The 17,528-nt window shown below is 43.5% G+C and carries 17 protein-coding genes, 1 tRNA gene and 1 pseudogene; 10 read left to right on the top strand and 9 right to left on the bottom strand.

Features of this window, described 5'->3' with window-relative positions; translation table 11 throughout:
* Positions 1-5 precede the first annotated feature (5 nt).
* From TW77_RS06025 to TW77_RS06000, 7 genes are read left to right on the top strand one after another with little or no spacing between them, the layout of a single operon-like run.
* Positions 6-1,199: an ABC transporter permease gene (locus TW77_RS06025; protein ID WP_046004055.1), complete on the top strand. Its 1,194-nt coding sequence runs from the start codon at positions 6-8 to the stop codon at positions 1,197-1,199.
* 2 nt (positions 1,200-1,201) lie between these two features.
* On the top strand, positions 1,202-2,464 hold the full coding sequence (locus tag TW77_RS06020) for a YcaO-like family protein (protein WP_046004054.1): 1,263 nt from the start codon (positions 1,202-1,204) through the stop codon (positions 2,462-2,464).
* Between the two features lie 41 nt (positions 2,465-2,505).
* Positions 2,506-3,798 (top strand): TfuA-like protein, encoded by a 1,293-nt coding sequence (locus TW77_RS24150; RefSeq protein ID WP_162197947.1) that lies wholly within the window; start codon positions 2,506-2,508, stop codon positions 3,796-3,798.
* A complete protein-coding gene (locus TW77_RS06010; RefSeq protein ID WP_046004053.1) occupies positions 3,795-4,865 on the top strand; it encodes an efflux RND transporter periplasmic adaptor subunit in 1,071 nt (356 codons plus the stop codon). The genes TW77_RS24150 and TW77_RS06010 overlap by 4 nt, the downstream gene beginning before the upstream one ends.
* A gap of 16 nt (positions 4,866-4,881) precedes the next feature.
* Positions 4,882-5,040, top strand: a complete 159-nt coding sequence (locus TW77_RS25575) for a hypothetical protein (protein ID WP_164488159.1) — start codon at positions 4,882-4,884, stop codon at positions 5,038-5,040.
* A gap of 16 nt (positions 5,041-5,056) precedes the next feature.
* On the top strand, positions 5,057-5,440 hold the full coding sequence (locus tag TW77_RS06005) for a transposase (RefSeq protein WP_052713060.1): 384 nt from the start codon (positions 5,057-5,059) through the stop codon (positions 5,438-5,440).
* Between the two features lie 34 nt (positions 5,441-5,474).
* The gene (locus TW77_RS06000; protein WP_052713059.1) at positions 5,475-6,398 is read left to right on the top strand and encodes a glycosyltransferase; all 924 of its coding nucleotides are present in this window, start codon (positions 5,475-5,477) and stop codon (positions 6,396-6,398) included.
* A 5-nt stretch (positions 6,399-6,403) separates the two neighbouring features.
* Here the strand turns inward: TW77_RS06000 and TW77_RS05995 are convergent, their stop codons facing one another.
* The 8 genes and pseudogenes from TW77_RS05995 to TW77_RS05965 form a co-directional block, all read right to left on the bottom strand.
* Positions 6,404-6,805 (bottom strand): hypothetical protein, encoded by a 402-nt coding sequence (locus TW77_RS05995; protein WP_046004052.1) that lies wholly within the window; start codon positions 6,803-6,805, stop codon positions 6,404-6,406.
* On the bottom strand, positions 6,802-8,454 hold the full coding sequence (locus TW77_RS05990; RefSeq protein WP_156158608.1) for a hypothetical protein: 1,653 nt from the start codon (positions 8,452-8,454) through the stop codon (positions 6,802-6,804). The genes TW77_RS05995 and TW77_RS05990 overlap by 4 nt, the downstream gene beginning before the upstream one ends.
* A 7-nt stretch (positions 8,455-8,461) precedes the next feature.
* On the bottom strand, positions 8,462-9,400 hold the full coding sequence (locus TW77_RS05985) for a cupin-like domain-containing protein (protein WP_046004050.1): 939 nt from the start codon (positions 9,398-9,400) through the stop codon (positions 8,462-8,464).
* On the bottom strand, positions 9,397-10,536 hold the full coding sequence (locus TW77_RS05980) for a HesA/MoeB/ThiF family protein (protein ID WP_046004049.1): 1,140 nt from the start codon (positions 10,534-10,536) through the stop codon (positions 9,397-9,399). The genes TW77_RS05985 and TW77_RS05980 overlap by 4 nt, the downstream gene beginning before the upstream one ends.
* Before the next feature lie 21 nt (positions 10,537-10,557).
* Positions 10,558-10,848: a MoaD/ThiS family protein gene (locus TW77_RS05975; RefSeq protein WP_046004048.1), complete on the bottom strand. Its 291-nt coding sequence runs from the start codon at positions 10,846-10,848 to the stop codon at positions 10,558-10,560.
* A gap of 69 nt (positions 10,849-10,917) precedes the next feature.
* A complete protein-coding gene (locus TW77_RS25085; RefSeq protein WP_156158607.1) occupies positions 10,918-11,097 on the bottom strand; it encodes a hypothetical protein in 180 nt (59 codons plus the stop codon).
* 429 nt (positions 11,098-11,526) lie between these two features.
* A pseudogene (locus tag TW77_RS25730) lies at positions 11,527-11,795 on the bottom strand (IS4 family transposase); the annotation flags it as partial.
* Between the two features lie 1,004 nt (positions 11,796-12,799).
* Positions 12,800-13,720: a LysR family transcriptional regulator gene (locus TW77_RS05965; protein WP_046004046.1), complete on the bottom strand. Its 921-nt coding sequence runs from the start codon at positions 13,718-13,720 to the stop codon at positions 12,800-12,802.
* A gap of 143 nt (positions 13,721-13,863) precedes the next feature.
* Between TW77_RS05965 and TW77_RS05960 the strand changes: the two genes are divergently transcribed.
* The 3 genes from TW77_RS05960 (at position 13,864) to TW77_RS05950 (ending at position 15,019) form a co-directional block, all read left to right on the top strand.
* Positions 13,864-14,388, top strand: a complete 525-nt coding sequence (locus TW77_RS05960; protein ID WP_046004045.1) for an NADPH-dependent FMN reductase — start codon at positions 13,864-13,866, stop codon at positions 14,386-14,388.
* A 161-nt stretch (positions 14,389-14,549) separates the two neighbouring features.
* Positions 14,550-14,625 (top strand) — tRNA-Ala (locus tag TW77_RS05955).
* Positions 14,626-14,704: 79 nt separating this feature from the next.
* On the top strand, positions 14,705-15,019 hold the full coding sequence (locus TW77_RS05950; protein WP_046004044.1) for a cupin domain-containing protein: 315 nt from the start codon (positions 14,705-14,707) through the stop codon (positions 15,017-15,019).
* On the opposite strand, the gene TW77_RS24145 is transcribed toward TW77_RS05950, so the two are convergent.
* A complete protein-coding gene (locus TW77_RS24145; RefSeq protein ID WP_052713058.1) occupies positions 14,999-17,392 on the bottom strand; it encodes an ATP-binding protein in 2,394 nt (797 codons plus the stop codon). The two genes, TW77_RS05950 and TW77_RS24145, sit on opposite strands and share 21 nt — an antisense overlap.
* Positions 17,393-17,528: the final 136 nt, after the last annotated feature.

Below are 17,528 nucleotides of genomic sequence, written 5' to 3'. Positions count from 1 at the left end.
TGAATATGGGCTTAAAAATACATCATGTCGTTCAACTATTGCTTTTTTCTGTCAAGAGTTTACGTAATCGCTGGTGGCCGACATTGAATGCTGTCATTGGCATCGCGGCTGTCGTTGGAACGATGGCGACGATCTTGGCGATAGCAACAGGGTATCGAGCCTCAATGAATATGAATGGGTCATCTGAGAACATTTTGATAATGTCATCAGGTGCACAATCAGAATTGGAAAGTAATCTCAGTATAGAAACGCAACTGCAAGTTAAGACACACGACTTTGCCGAAAAAAGTGCCGAGGGGCTACCTTTAAGTGCCTCGGAATCCTATTCAATAGTGACATTCGAGCAACAAGGTCAGAGTAACAATATCGCACTGCGTGGCGTTGAATCAGCTTCGTATTTGCTCAGACCTGAATGGCACTTATTGAAAGGGCGGTTGCCAACACAGGGGCGTCGTGAAGTGATCGTTGGGCAAAATTTGTCGCAGCGGTTTCCTGATCTGCAAATTGGTTATGCTATCAGCATTGATTCGAGGGATTGGCTGATTGTCGGTATCTTTGGATCTGAAGGGAGTGTGTCAGAATCAGAGATTTGGGCTGATAGAGTTTATTTGCAAGGGGTACAAGGAAATAGTCAAGCTGTGCAGATCATCTACGCCAGACCTAAAGCAGACATCCAGTTGAAAACACTTGAAACGAACTTAAATGAGAGTGCTTTAGTGGATGTTAAAGTGCTTCTAGAAGCTGACTACTACGCGAGGCAAGCTAAGCAGATGAGTACTTTTGTTGAAGTGCTGGCATTTGGGATTGGCTTATTGATGGCGGTTGCAGCTATGTTTGCTGCGATGAATTCAAGTCATGCCGCAATTGCTAGTAGACGTAAGGAGTTTGCGACTTTTATCGTACTGGGAGTGTCACAATCTGCGGTGTTACATGCGCTTTTGATTGAAGCCATAGTCATTGGCGTGCTCGGTGCGCTGCTTGGATTTTCTGTCGCGTATGTTATTTACGATGGACACACCGCATCAACATTATTCTATTCTCAAAATTTTACTCAGGTGGTGTTTAACTTTGAGTTAGATGAAGGTGTCTTTTTATTCGCTTTGCTAGTGGCCGTATGTACGAGCTTCTTAGGGGGTCTTGCTCCTGCGCTCAATAACGCAAGGTCCACAGTATCAAGTGCATTATCAGATCGGGTCTAACTATGCTATCTATATTCGGACAATCGTTAGAAGTGGGTAAGGGTTATGTAGATGGTACTCATCGAACATGTAGCCCTGAAGAAACCTATGAAAAAATCGCCCCTGTACTTCAACAGGTAGGTATTACTAGGCTTGCAAATGTCACCGGGTTAGACCGCTTAGGTTTGCCAACGTATGTCGCGATTCGACCCAACTCAAAATCACTGAGCACAGCGCAAGGTAAGGGAGATACACCGATAGCAGCAAAGGTATCGGCAGCGATGGAGGCAATTGAATCATGGCATGGAGAAGCGGTTGACGGCCCATTAAAGTATGCGTCATATGAAGATCTTCGACTAACGGAGCGTTGTGTTAATCCAAACCATTTGCCCATAAGAGCGGATGCAATATTTGAAGTGGACAAGCCTATTTTATGGTACCAATCTGAAGATCTAATTATGCAAGAACCTGTATGGGCTCCATTTGAGCTAATTCACAATAACTTTGTGGAACCCGAACAGTATCAGAGCTGCTTTTTAAAGGGAACCAACGGGTTGGCTTCTGGTAACCATATCGCAGAAGCGATATTGCATGGCATGTATGAGGTCATAGAACGTGATGCCTTGACGATGTGGGAACTTGCGGGTGAGCAGCGGCAAGCGCTTGATATGATTGAACTCTCCCAAGTGCCTTATCCCGATGTTCAAAGCTTGTTGGAACGTTTGCAGGCCAATGGTGTTATTGCTGCGCTATGGCATGTTACCAGTGATATCGGGATCCCTACGTTTACATGTCAGCTCATCGATGACCCCGGTTCAGCTTTAAATCGAGCGGTCCCTTCGGCATCGGGTCATGGCTGTCACTTAGACATTGAAATAGCTATGAAAAGGGCTATCAACGAGGCAATTCAGTCAAGAGTAACACTTATTTCCGGTAGTCGAGATGATATGTTTCCCGTCGACTATGAGGCACATAGTGATATTCAACAGCAACAAAGAACAGTGAAACGATGGCGTGAAAACGCGCATAAGCTGAGTTTCGAAAAAATTCAGGTCATATTTAAAGACACTTCGGTTTCGGATAACTTTGCCACTGATATTAAACGTGTTTGTGAGTTGCTGCAGGCACGAGGTATCGATCAGGTTGTTGTCGCCAATCTCAGCAAAGCGCAGTTTGACTTAGCGGTTGTGAAGGTATTGATTCCAAAACTTGAGCCGATTCGGACGGGCTTGTATCGAGCTAATACTCGAGCAAAGCTGAAATTTGGACTCGGAGGTGATGCATGAGAACAACGGTTTTTGTGGGCCCAAGCTTAGGAATTGAACATGTGTCCACAATCACGTCTGCGCCCAACTGGCGTGTAGATGTTCGACCACCATGCAAAATAGGGGATGTGTTTAATAGCGTTGAAGCGGGTGCAGAGGTGATCATAATGATCGATGGTTACTTTGAACATACGCCGGCCGTTTGGCACAAGGAAGTACTATATGCACTAGAAAGGGGTGTAACTGTTTTCGGTGCCAGCAGTATGGGGGCGCTCAGAGCATGTGAACTGGCGGCATTTGGGATGATAGGGGTTGGCGCCATTTATCAACAGTATGCCACTGGGGTGCTTGAAGATGACGATGAAGTGGCTGTATCGCACTTGGATGCCAGCTCAGGTTATCAATGTGTGTCAGATGCAATGGTCAGTATCAGATATGGTATAGATTTGGCGATTGATGCGCAGGTCCTAGAGGCGCAGTTTGGTAAACAGCTTATTGCTCGGTGTAAATCTCAGTATTATCCATTGCGAAATTGGGAATCTGTCTTTGCAGACGCGATAGAGCTGGGCTTGGAGAATGAGCAACTTTATGCTTTTAAAGATTTTATACATAACAACGATACAGATTTGAAAGCAATTGATGCCCGCGAGGTGCTGCATAAAGCGTATGACTATATCACCTCAAGTGAAAAACTCCCGGTGAATAATGTGCGGCTCAATCGGACCGTTTTTTGGCATCACTTAGAAAGTGTCGCGAAAAAAGCTCAGCCTTTGTGTGGTCATGAGGTAACAGAAAAGCGACTCTTAGACCACATCAAAATTACCAACAATGATGTGCGCCAAGTTGCATTGATATGGGCGCTGGTCAATGTCGTGTTTGAAAAACTGCCATTGCAGAAAATGTCGGACCAACAAGCTTTTGAACAGTTCAGATACCGGCATGGGTTAACAACCGCGCAGGCAGTCAAGCAGTTCCTGTCAGACAAAAGTCTCTCTCAACAAGAGTGCTTAGCCTTAGCACATCGTGAGGCTAAAGTACGGCAAGTAGCGCGATTCTATAGAACGGAAATGGATGCCAGCCTTATTGAAGCAACTAAGTATTGTGGCCAATTTAATGAGCTTATGACGCTATGTAGCAGCAAATGGGAATCTCTAAAATCTAAAGGTTTGAGTGAGCCAGAGGTCAGCGATGTTGATGATATTGATGCCGTATTTAGCTGGCTTCGAGCGCATTTGGGTATGAGTGAATTTGTGAGCGCGCCACAGCTTATTGAGGAACTGGGTTTTGAGTCTCAAGCCGGTTTTGTAAGAGAGATGCTAGCGCATTACCTCAGTTGTCAGGAGTTCTCCGTATGATAGGTGATTCATTTAGCAACCAGGATAAACGGCTTTTAGATGACATTTTATCGAATACGGACATTGAGACAAAGCCAAAAAGTGCAAATCGATTTGTTTGGGGAGCATGTATAGCGCTGACAGTTGGGGCCGGAAGCTACTTATTACTTAGTGGTGAAGAGTACGAGACGGGCAAAGAAAACACACAACTGAACAGTGTTCAAACACCAGCAGGTGAAAAAACTTTGGTCAATCAAGCGCAGAGTTTAAATTCAACAACTTCCGGTGTGTATACGGATTCTGTGCTTCAGGCGTCGGGTTTTGTAGAAGCCAAATATATTGCTACCTTGTCTTCCGATATTACTGGACGCTTAACTCAACTTTATGTGTCCGAGGGAGATCTAGTTGAAAAGGGAGACCTAATAGCGCAACTCGATGCTCGAATTATGCATGCTCAATATGGTGTTTCTGAGCAGAACATAGCCTTGGCAAAGTCCAGATTAAAAACTATTTCAGTGCAAAGAGAGGAAGCGAAATACAAACTGGATAGGTTGGAAGCATTGTTGATTAATAAAAACGCGAGTCAAGGAGATGTTGCGCTTGCTCGTTATAACTTCGCGACGATTGATGCTCAGTATCACAATCTTTCAGAAGAAATAGAGGTTGCAAGGTTATCTCTTGAAGTCGAGCGACAGAGATTGAACAGCACTAAAATCTACGCTCCCTTCACGGGCACTGTATCTCAAATTAATGCAAACATTGGAGAAGTCGTTTCACCTATTTCCGGAGGTGGTGGATTTACAAGAACAGGGATCTGCACCTTAGTTGACCTCAAATCTATAGAAGGGGTGGTGAATATAAATGAACGAGATTTGCACAAAGTGCATGCCGGGCAGTCCATTCGATTTAAAATACAGGCTCATGAAGGTCGTGAGTACCGCGGTGAAGTACTCAATATTAATCCTATTGTGGACCGGAATATTGGTGCTATTGCAGTAAGACTAAAGTTGTATTCAGATCAGGAAATGTTGTTTATGCCTGGAATGCGTATTGACGTAGAGTTTTTGAAAGAAAGTGAAAAGAGGTAACTAAGGAGCTATAGATATGTCTACAAATGATAAGAAAAAATCAGGTTTTTCTACTGCAGGTTTTGCAATTGGGATTGCCATTGGTGCTTCCCTGTATGCTGCAACGGGTCAATTTGGAGTGGCAACAGGCGTTGGTGTTGGCGTTGGGGTCGCTTTAGGTATTGCAATGCGATAATAAAAGTAGGTTTTCTATGAATAAAGTGAACGTGAAACTATCTGAACAAGAATGGCTGTCAATCCGTGATTTATTGCCAGGTAAAGAGTCAGATCCTGGGCGCACTGCAAAAAGCAATAGAGGCTTCGTAGAAGCCGTTTTGTGGGTAAAAAAAAATAATGCGAAATGGAGTAAGCTCCCCCCTGAAGTTGGTAACTACAAGTCAATCCACAAAAGGTATAAGCGTTGGCAGGAAAAAGGAGTATGGCAACTTATTTTCAAAAAGCTTGGTCAGGATATTGATACTGGCTTGCCTGTTTATAGCAGCTTCGAACCAAATTTACATGCGCAGCCGTGTAAGTTTGATATCACGGTAAAGTGCAGTGAGAGTATTTCCAAAGTTTTTGAAGGTGCACATTGAGCCTAGACCAACTTTTTGATTTAGGGAGATATTAATGTATAGAAACCGCCGGTTAGTGAAGCGACAAGTGATGCCTAGCATCTCTGTTGTGATCCCAACATACAATTGTTGGCCTCTACTCGAGCAGACTTTGCAATCGTTAACTCAGCAGAGCCTGGAAAAGTATGACTTTGAAGTGATCGTCGTTGATGATGGTTCCAAAGATAGCACCGAACAATGTATTTCTTCATTCAGCGAACGCCTGAACTTGTCATATTTTTATCAAGATGATTTGGGATACAGAGTTGCTAAAGCCAGAAATATGGGTATTACACATGCTACAGGCTCTGTGGTGTTGTGTTTGGATGCAGGTATGTGGGCGCATGATGACTTACTTAAGCAGCATATAGAGCTTCACAAAGGTGGTGGGGATGAATTGGTTGTACTGGGTCTATCCTATGGTGTAAATGAGTTTTGCGATGCTAATTTTGCGCTGTTACAACAAGTGTTCGATACACACAAAGACACAACCAGTCTGTTTGATGCTTTGTTTCATATTAAAGCGCTTTATGATTGTCGTTATACGGTGGTTAGTGAGTTTACAGAATCTGGGGTGGATATCGTCGATCCATGGGTACTGTGTTGGTCTGGTCACATCTCATGTAAAAAGACGAGGTTACAAAAAATTAATGGGTTTGATCCGTGGTTTAATTCCTGGGGAGGAGAGGATGTAGAGCTCGGTATTCGATTGGCGAAAGCGGGTTGCAAATTTCACTATTTGACGAAACAACTTGCCATCCACCTTCCTCACCCTAAGGAACCAGCACAAAAAAGAGCAACGGCTATCAAGAACATTGAGTATATTTGTAGTAAACATCCTCAAGATAGATATCAAATGCTTCAACACGCTGGTTGGCGTGACATAATTGCATTGCAAACCAAGCGGTTTGAGTCACGAAGTGTGTCGGAACTAGTTTAGGTCAGTTAACGTTTCTTAGTTTTCTTGAGCACTACTGAACCGACCCCTTTCTTGACGTAAGCATACTTGTTTACGCCTTTAAGCAGTTGACGTAATCCTGGCCAGCAACTTTTCCTCCATTGGGGTAATATGCATACATCGACTATCCAAGTTATGTATCCTTCACGCCATTCATACGGCTGTAATGGATATGGCCCATTCAATTGAAGCAACTGCAGTGTTTCATAGTCTATATGGGCAAAGAGAACGTAGCCAACAGCTTCACCATAGTCATTCTTGATTAAATGAAACTGTTGAGTCTTTGCAGCAGTACATATGTTATTCATTAGCGTTTGATTCAAGCTATTTCGAACTTGAGTCGCAAGAAATGTAAGAATACCGATATCCTTGAAAAGTTGTTCGTTCACAATAACTCCAATTTTTGGCAAAGCGTTTTGTAGTAATCGGCTAAGTCAAAACCTATCGCTGATAACTTGAGTGATTGTTCTAAAATAGGAAGGTCACTCAATGAATCGCTGCTTGCCCTGTCTACTCCTTGAGATTGCATTGAATAGCGTTGGCTGCGAATATCGTATATTATTTCCAGTTCGTAAGTTTTGATAATAATTACCTTGCCATTGTTCGTTTCGCTAAATGCCCATTGTGAAACAGATAAATACTCTTCGATAACGCTTGTAAAGTCTAAGGTTCGGTTGATAGTAAATTTTACAGCACCTCTAAAAAATATGGTTGCTAAATACAAGTACCTAAATCCTTTTATAAATGACCACGTCAGAAACGCCTTATAAGAAATGTGTTGCTGATATTTGGATTGATAAGTTGCGACACTCACTTGATGGAAATGTGCTGCCAAGTCACTATCGCCAAAATAGGCATCACATAATTCATCAAGTTGTTTATGGACTTCATGAGTGTTTAAAGGGTTGGCGAAAATCAACTTGTCTGCACGGGCAATTCTTTGCATGAGCCATATGGTCAGAAACTGCTCACTTTTTGAGATTGATGGGTTTTTTAGGTGAACAGTGGGAAGTCCAAACGCTTTTTTGGTGTAGAAGTGTAAAAAGTGGCTCATATGAACTTCTATTGCAGTTAAATAGGGTTCACCTGAAAAATGTGGGTCGATAAATTTATTGATGTGATAAACGATGTCTTTAACAGCTTCAGAAATGACAAGGTGTTCTTGTGAAAATGGCAATTGATACGGGCATAACTGATGATCTGCATTTAAAGGTACGAAGCTGGCGGTTGACAAGTCAAGCCAGCGGCCATCGAGGCCGATATTGGAAGGTGTACTCGAACCATGTGCTATTTGCATTATCTTTGCAAAGGCGAACTGTTGGCAGTTGTTTTTAATCACTGTTTCAAGTAGTTGATGTATCGCTTGATGCTGAGAGTCTGTATTTTTAAATTGACCGTATATCCTGGCAAGTCTGATTCTTTCAGTGGTTAAGGTGCGCTTTGCAGGCTCACTCATGGCAAAGTCTTGAGCTGCCATAAAGTGCCCAAGCCTGGCAATTGGTTCTCTCACCAGTAAGGCTGCTTGAGCTAGCTGTGCCGTGTGTTCATTTTCGGAGATTAAGATAGGCGTACTGATCACAGCATGCACAGCGGCAACACCCTTAGGCATAATTTGTTTAAGAAAATTACTATAAATAAGTTCTTCAACAGCTTCACTTAAGAGCAACCCTCCATGGGCATGAGAAAAATCGCTACTGATACCGACTAGTAGATTTCTGCCAGTTCCTTTTACTTGAAGGCCCATTAGGTTCCCACAACGTCCACCACCTCCATTGGATGAAACACCGCGGCCGCCATACCGCTCTGCAAGTAGGGTTTGGCTGCACGTCAGATCAAAATAGGAGGCCTTCAGAACCTTGGGGCTGGGGATGGCGTATGAAAAGTGTTGTGTAATTGTGTTCTCAGACCATTCACTTTGCCCATCTTTGAGCGAGAGTGGTATCTTTGCACTATGCCACAGACAAGAGGTATTCTTGATCTTAAAAGCGTAAAAAGGAACAAAGTTTTCTGTTAGGCTAAGTCTATATTGCTGCTTCATAATCAACCTATCGCGGGGGGAGTGCTTGATTCCAGTCCCATAGATTTTGCAAATTGCTTTGCGAAAGGGTACTTCGCTCAATAGAGTTAAATGATTCATTTAGCTTGCTGCGCTTAATGCTCAACTCAGTGTCTTGTTCAAATCTATTGTAGATAGCTGAAAGAATTTGCCTTTTCAATAGAGCGCTATACTTAATTTCGTCTACAGGCGTAGCAACTGCAATGTTTAAATCACCAATGTTTTGAATCTCATGAAACCAAAAAGCTGGCCAATAAATGAAATCACCTGCTTCCAAGACAACTTTATATATTTCAATATTCGGATGCTCAGTTTGCAACTGCGATACAGGTATATTGGCTGCAGAAAGGTTGGTTGAGTCTGTGATAGGCGGTAAAGGCACCAAATTTGAGTATTTTGGTGAAACTAAATAGATGGTTTTACTTCCTCTTATTTGAGTCAATACTTTCCCTTCGCCTCCCCAGTCATAATGTAGTTTTGTGGCGTTGAGGTGGCTACCAATAATGATTTGCTGATAGATATAGTCGTCTTCATATAGGAAATCAAAATGGGGGAAATCCTCTTTAAGTCTGGTTAGCTGGGGATTAACAATTGCTCCAACCTTGTGCTTGTTTGACCAAAAATTCCCAGACTCTGCGCGATTAAACATATAGCAATTGTAATTTTTTGTTTTATTATCAAGCAAGTCTAGAAACTCTCGCAATGACAAGCTTTCTGGTTTTGTTTTGTCGTAGTCGTTTGGGCAATTCAAGTATCTGTTGGGCAATACCTGAGCATGGCCATACTTAGACTTCAAATACAATGAATCCCACTTGGCCACAGCTGGAAAGTTAATTGCGCCACCTTTAACTAACACCGGTTGATTGTTTTTATATTTGGTTACGAAATCATAGCGGCTAAGTGATTCTACAGTTGATACGCAGTTCATATTTTGTCCCAACGATCTTTTTCTGTGAGGTTCAAAATGCCGCCTTTTAGGCTATAGTATTTTTGACTATCTAATGTATTCATTTTCATTGCAGCGAAAAGGCTGTTTTTTCCAAACAGACAACAAAAAACAACGGGTGTTTTTATTTTTTTGAAAGAGCGATTGCTAAGGCTTAGCTCTGAATATGGAATATGGTAGTCAGCTTGAAATTCAACATCACCCAATTCATTTTCTTCCCGAATATCGACTACCGTAAATGGTTCATCATTAGCAAATTTATTGCGTAAAGTTTGATAGGTCCAAACATGCGCTGGTGACTGATCATCCTGGTCAATTTGATGTAATGAGAGGTACAGGCTAACTTTCTGTCGTATTGACTGATTTTGGTTACATATTTTGCAGTGTGGATCTCTTGCAAATGAGAGCTTATTAAATTCAAAATTACTCAAGTTAAAGTGAACAAGTTCGCCATTGAGCGGCTTTTGAGACGCTGTTATGAGCTTGATGGCTTCATTTGCCTGCAATGCACCAAATGTATTTGATAACGTGTTTAGCACACCAGCTTCAGCGCAGTTGGGCGCAAGTTCCGCAGGAGGAGGCTCTGGAAACAAGCAGCGAAGGCAAGGACCTCCGTTTAATACGTAATTTGATAGCTGACCCTCATGATTAAAGATGGCAGCACTAACATTGGGCTTTTTGAGCAAAACACATGTGTCATTTATCAGGTAACGAGTCTCAAAATTGTCACATGCATCAATGATAATTTCATACTGCGAAAACAGCCGTCTTGCGTTGAGTATGGTTAGTTTCTCATCATATGGAGTTGCATTGACGTAAGGGTTAACTTTACGTATATATTCGCATAGAGCTTGTGATTTTGAGCGTCCTATATCGTTGTCTGTAAATGCGGTTTGTCGGTGTAGGTTCGAAATTTCAACTGTATCATCATCCACGATACCAATATTACCCGTACCAGCTGCTGCAAGACTAATCGCCACAGGGTTGCCTAGGCCGCCTGCGCCAACAATCAATACTCTCGCTTTTTTTAAACGAGTTTGAGCTACAATGCTCATATCGGGTAGGCGTAACTGCCGTGCGTATCTTTTTAGTTCGTCATCATCGATGTTTACTGACATAAAAGTTCCTAATTGCTAACCCTAACCCCCGGCGATTGGCGACAAAATCATGACAATATCACCTTGCTTAATCTTAGTTTCCATTCCATCTAGCTGACGGGAGTTTACACCATTTATACTGAACGATATATAAGGTCTGAAAGTGTTGTCTTCAGATTTTATTGCGTCATTTAATTTGGGGTTTGTTAAAACTGTTTTATTTAATACTTCATTTAAACTCCCAGGCTCGCCTGTGGTTAATTCGTTTAAGCCATTGTTCAATTTAATGAAGTTGCTCGGTATTTTTACTGTGATTTTTTTTTTGCTTTCCATAAAATTCCTCAAAAATTGAATGGTCTTTAAGACCACTCAATTTTAATTTGTTAGGGCAGATGCAGTCGATTAACCACCAGTACTTACAACACTACCCATACTGCCGAATGAACCAGTACAAGTACAGCAGCTAGCAGAACTCGCTGAACTCATACAATCAGAAAGTAGTTGAACCTGCTCTGGGAGTTCTTCAGCGAAAAGATCAAGAGTGTCTTGGTTTGTTTCGATATCAAAAACATGATTAATCATGATTTATTCCTTTTGTTTATATTTAAAAGTGTTGTTTTGCTATAATTAGCGATGTAGATGTTAGCTATGCAGAGTGGAAAAGCAAAGGTTTTTCATTGTTTTTTTATGAATGTCTGTTAATTGTTTTTATAATCTATTTGGCGTTTTTTTTTAGACTTTTAAATGTCGATTTTCTTGAAGGTTTTATAATATTTTCAACATTCACAGTCATACAGCTTACTTAGCCATCGGGGTTTTTCAAATTACTCTTTGTTGAAACGGCAGCAGGATTGACATGCATACTCACCCAGATATTTTAAATTGGCTATAAGTCTAGCCCTGCTTATTTGTTATCAAAAATAGCTGCCAATTAATTCACCAAGCTGTAGATCCAAAGGAGCCCCACAAATAGCCTTTATATTTCAATTGCATCACTGACATCTAAGTTTTTCCTGCTTTATCTATCACAGCACCCAGCAACATGCTGAACCAGTGAACCAGCAACAACAGTATATCCAGGCGATTGATTTTGTTTGTTCTGTGCAAGTCTGAGCCAAGCCCAAACCGAAACACTTTTTTGATCTCGAAATCCGTTTCTATCTGCATTCTCATACTATACGGCTTGATCACTTTTTCTGGAAAATTGTGCCTTTTAGAGAGTGAAGACACCAGTAGCCAAGGCTCTTTGTACTTTCTTTTTTATCTCTTTTCAGCAGCTTATTTTTCAATTTTCAATTTTCAATTTGCTGTAGCACCTGCGGTTGTTCTATTGCCGTTTGCAATGTGATTTGATTGGGGGTGGGTTACTTTTACAGTTACTTTAACGAACACCCTTTTGCAATCATTATTAGTAGTTCATTCGTTTGTGCAGCAAAAGCACTCATTACAACTTAGCGTTTTCGACCGGACAATGTGTATTCTTGTAAATAGCATTGTGAATTTCGTATTACTTCCTGCAACCTTTAAAGGTGTTTTCAACGAGGTGTTTGAATACGAATTTGTTTGGTTAACAAGAGATTGAGGGTATAAGGGTTAGATCACAGCGCTGTGTTTTGATACAGTTTTGTGATCTTATATTTTTTACTAAACGTGCTTGCATTTTAAAGTGCTTCAGATTTCAAACTTTTTTCGTGTTATAGCGCTTAGTGTTGCTCGAATAATATTGGCCACAAAAACCCAAAAGGTAAGTTTAATAAGTGTTCAATCACAGATCTTTAGAAGTGTTAAAGTTCTTTAGTTGCTTTTCAACCTTATTAATTCTACTTACTGAGTACATGCCAAAAACGAACCCTGCCATACCAAATGACATGCCTAGGATGCCAAAAATATAACTTATGCCTTCCATACTATATTCCTTTATAAGTACATTAATTATAAATTTTAAAGCTCTTTATAGTAAATGCGCGGTAATTACAAAATTGAAGTCTTACTTTTCTCAGATTAACCCAAAAAAGCATTGCTACCTTAGGTATATCTTTAACTAAAAATCAGATGTTAACATAACATAATTTACATTGATTGAAATGCATTTCAATGTGTAAACGCAGTTCTGCCTGACTATCTCTCAGGGTAAGCTTGGCTTTGTTGCTGTCTATACTGTGTGCTGTTGCGGCGCCGATCTGACTCAGGACGCAAATTGCATCAGGCAGGTTGCGTAATTGATGGCAACTATGTGGTTTGTTTGCCAGGATGAAAATCACCCTGGCGACAGGGCACGACAGGTTCAAAATACCGGTCGCGATTCGAGAATGTGCTCAAAATGCTCCGTCAACAGATCAATAAAGTGCCGTACTTTGGGTGAGAGGTGGCGGCGGCTGGGATACACCACATACACATTCACATCGGGCTGCGGGTAGTCGGGAAACAGAGTGACGAGCTGCTGCTGTGCGATTAAGCTGTCGACATAAAAGGCGGGCAGACGCGCAATGCCTATTCCGTCGCGTGCCATGGCGGTTTGCATATGACCATTGTTACATAAGATCCTTTGCCTTACGTCCACATGAAATGCGTTACCCTGTTTATCTTTAAACTCCCAGCGGTCGGGGGTTTTGAGGTTGCTATAACAAATGCTGTGGTGTTTTTGTAACTCCTTGGGGTGATGTGGCTGCCCAAACCGGCTGAGATAATCCGGGCTGGCAACAATATAGGTCTTGCATCGATAGACCCGTTTACAGATCAGGCTGGATTCCTCCAGCTGAGGCGTTGCCCGTACCGCCAGATCATAGCCATCGCCAATCACATCAACGGCTTTGTCTTCAAGATCCCATTCAAGCGAGACATTAGGATAACGATTCAGATACTCGGCCAAAACAGGTTGCAAGTAATCCGTGCTGAATGCCACCGGACAGGTGATTTTCAGCGTGCCGCGCGGGATATCATCGGCCACATTCAGCTGTTGAGCGGCTGCCTGCGCATCCTGGATAAGCCGGGTACAGTTTTGGTAATACGATTCACCCTCGGGCGTCAAAGCCAGGGTGCGGGTGGTGCGATTTAACAGCCGGACACCCAGCCGCTCCTCAAGCCGGGCAATCACTTTGCTGATATGAGAAGGCGAGTGACCCAGCTTCTGGGCTGCGGCAATAAAGCTCTGGCTCTCGACCACTTCAGTGAAGATCTCTATGCCTTCAAAAAGATTGTTATTCATATGGAAATAGTAACTTTACTTTTGCTCTATTAATCATTATTAAAACCTAATATACACTGGTTGTCATCAGCTTGAGGCAAACACAGCGTGAAGTGTGGCGTCAGGTGAATCTAAATTCAGACTTATTGTGAGAGGGTAACACCATGAAAGTTTTAGTATTTGCAGCCAGTAACAGTCGCCAGTCAATCAACCAACAGTTAGCCAGTTATGCAGCTTCGTTGATCCCTAATGCCGAAGTTGAAGTGCTTGACCTGAATGACTACGAAATGCCGATTTACAGCATTGAGCGCGAGACCCAGAGCGGCATTCCGGATCAGGCCCAGCGCTTTTTTGCCAAAATTGGTGCCGCCGATGCAATCGTTGTGTCTTTCGCCGAGCACAATGGCAGTTATTCCGCCGCTTACAAGAACTTGTTTGACTGGACGTCGCGCATAGATAAACAGGTTTACCAGAATACGCCGATGCTGATGATGGCAACATCGCCGGGCCCGGGTGGCGCACAGAGCGTGCTGGCATCGGCGGTGGGATCGGCTCCTTTCTTTGCCGCAGACGTTAAAGCTAGTCTGTCGGTGCCTAGCTTTTTCGATAACTTCGACTCAGAAGCAGGCGAGCTGACAAATACCGAGCTTAAACAACAGCTTGAAGCCGCATTACAACTCCTGCACTAAGCAACCCCTGGGCGCATTTGCAGCAGCACAACCAAACAGGGCGATAGTAAATATCGCCCTGTTTGGCTGAAAATTAATCTAACAGCCTAATTACTTTAAAAAAGTTACATTTGGGGGTTTTCAAAGGCAGAAAAATCTTCTAGTATCTTTGTCGTCGATTTGGGGCTATAGCTCAGCTGGGAGAGCGCTTGCATGGCATGCAAGAGGTCGGCGGTTCGATCCCGCCTAGCTCCACCAAATCTCTCTTCCCTTTCAATTCATTCTCTTTTTAGTTCGCCTAAGTTACGATATGTTTTTTAAAATACACCGGTGAGCAATGAATAACCTGTTTTCTGATATTCCCGCAGACCTCAGCAACGAAGTCTTCCAGACATTACTGTCTCATGAGCAGCTCAAAATAGAGCGCATTGTATCCAAAGGACATACCTCGCCACCTCAGGGTTGGTACGATCAGGATGAGCATGAGTGGGTTCTGGTACTGCAAGGTGCAGGTGAATTAACCTTTGAAGATGGCCGGGTTGAGCGCCTGAGCGCCGGAGATCACCTCAACATTCCCGCGCACTGTAAGCATAAAGTTAGCTGGACCGATCCTGAGCAGGAAACTATCTGGTTAGCCATTTTTTACCGCTAGCCATTTATCGAGCACGGTTTTGAGTTGCTCCAGCGCGATGGGCTTACTGATGTAGTCGTCCATACCGGCGGCAAAGCAGGCTTCAATGTCTTTGATCAGTACGTTGGCGGTCAGTGCAATAATGGTCAGCTGCAGGTGCTGCGGCATTTTGCGGATCGCTTTGGTGGCCTCTATGCCATCCATATTGGGCATGTGCATGTCCATCAGAACCAGATCATAATGTTCTTTTTCCAGCTGTTGCAGCGCCTGCTGGCCATCGGTGACTATGGTGACACTCAGGCCCAGTTTTTCCAAAATGGCTTTGGTGACAATCTGGTTGACCGCATTGTCTTCTGCGAGCAAAACATGGCCATGAAGTGCGCCCAGTGTTATCTGATCGCTGTCTTCGGAATAGATCAGGCAACACGGCGAAACAGGCCAGTTAAAGTCAAATTGTGTGCCTTCTCCTTGTTGTGACTGGCAGTTGAGGTGGCCGCCGCACAGCTCAATGATCTGCTGACAAATACTCAGGCCCAGCCCGGAGCCACCGTATCGCCGGGTAGTACTTTCGTCTTCCTGATAAAAGGGATTAAAGATATGCGGGAGCTTATCTTTTGCAATGCCAATGCCGCTGTCAGCAACAGTAAACTTGAGCATTACCTGCTCCATATTGCCAATATTTTCGACTTCCAGCCGGATATAGCCTTCGTGGGTGAACTTGATGGCATTATTGAGCAGGTTCAGTAGTACTTGTTGCAGACGGTGTTTATCGGTTACCACCTCTTTGGGCACAGTGTCACCGATCACCAATTGAAAACGCAGCCGCTTTTCGATGACCTTTTCGCTAAACAGCTGTTCCAGATGGTGCAATACAGCGTACAGATCAAAGGGTTCAAAATACAGCGACACCTCGCCCTGATCTAACTTAGAAATGTCGAGAATGTCGTTGATAAGCGTCAGCAGGCTCTGCCCAGATTCATTGGCAACCCGGATAAGCGTAGCCTGCTCTTCGTTGAAGTTGTTTTGTTGGTTCAGCAACTGCAAAGTGCCCAAAATGCCATTCATTGGCGTGCGTATTTCATGACTCATATTGGCCAGAAAACGGCTTTTGGCATTGGCGGCTTCTTCCGCGGCCAGCTTCGCCAGCTCCAAAGCTTCAGTGCGCTCATCGACCCGTTGTTCCAGTTCGGATTCGCGCTGGAACACTTTATCGCGCATTTGGGCAAAGGCACGGCCGAGATTGGCCAGCTCGTCTTTACCCCGGGTAGATAACGACACATTAAAGTTGCCCTGGGTTAGTGCCTGTGCGGCCTTGGTAAGCTTCGCAATGGGCTGATAAATACTGTTGGAAAAACGCCAGGCAACCAGTAATGAAATCGCCACGGCAAACCCCAGAATGATAAGCAGCTGCTGACGTAACGCGTACACAGGGGCAAACACCACATGCTCAGGCAAAGTTAAGGCAATGCTGTAGCCTGCGGATTTTACCGGGGCATAAAAAATGTACGACTTAGGACGGGCAGGGGTTTGCGCTAACTTAGCGTAGCCGTTAAACCCGGCGATCATTTTCAGGCCGATTTCTTGTAGTTGTGGATCAGCCTCTTCAGTGACCTTTAAACGAATGGCAATTCTCTCACCAATGTCATTAACCACAAACTGCCCTTGCTCGCGTTTGAGCTGAATGATTTTGTCCGGCTGCCAGTGGTACATGTAAATGCCTTCCTGGGAAACCAGCATAAATCGGGCATTGTCGTAAAATTGATGTACAACCTGTTTAGACACCGCCTGCACCAGCCGGTCTATTTCACGCCAGGGAACACTGCCACCAAGTAAACCGGCCACCTTACCATCGTTTGCCAGTATGGTAGCGGCCACCACAATTTGTTTGACGCCCGTGGTGTAGGAGATCATGGGTTCAGATACATACACTTCGGCTTTTTGATTGACATTGCGGCCAATGGTTTGTTGCCAGTAGTCGCGCCGTGTAATGGTTCTTTTACGCGAGTCGGGGGCTTTGTCGTCAAATGTTCTGAGCATGTTTTGAAAAGGGTTGCCGCCTTCGGTGTTATGAAAGCTGCCGTCGGGCCGGCCAAGTATGAACTTCTCGTAGGTTTGCTGATGGGCGGCTTTTTCACTGTGTAAAATGGGCGCGATTTGCTCAAAGTTCATGGTTTTTAAGGTGGGCTGACGTGCCAACGTGGCCACTTCGCTTTTGCGCTTGGCAAAGTAACGGTCAAAGATGGCTGCGGCGTTATACACTTTGGCCTGGGCAGCCGAGATACTCAGGCGTTTTGCCTGCTCGGTGCTGTGCAGCATTGCCAGCAAAAAAATCACCAGCATTGGGGCCAGCGCAGTTAAACCCAGGATCACCATCAGGCGTGTTTTTAATTGCATAAACTAAAGTAAAAAAGCTTCTTATCTCACAAGTTTAGACAAAATTTTAAGTTGCACCTCTCGTTATCAGAATTTATTGTCGGCGGAGTTAAATAAGGTGCGATTAACTGGCCGAAGCTGAGCGCTATGCGTTTTA

Source organism: Pseudoalteromonas rubra (assembly GCF_000967655.1).
Taxonomy (GTDB): Bacteria; Pseudomonadota; Gammaproteobacteria; order Enterobacterales; family Alteromonadaceae; genus Pseudoalteromonas; species Pseudoalteromonas rubra_A.
Note: the sequence above shows the minus strand (reverse complement) of the source record. Positions and strands in the feature narration are given on the sequence as shown.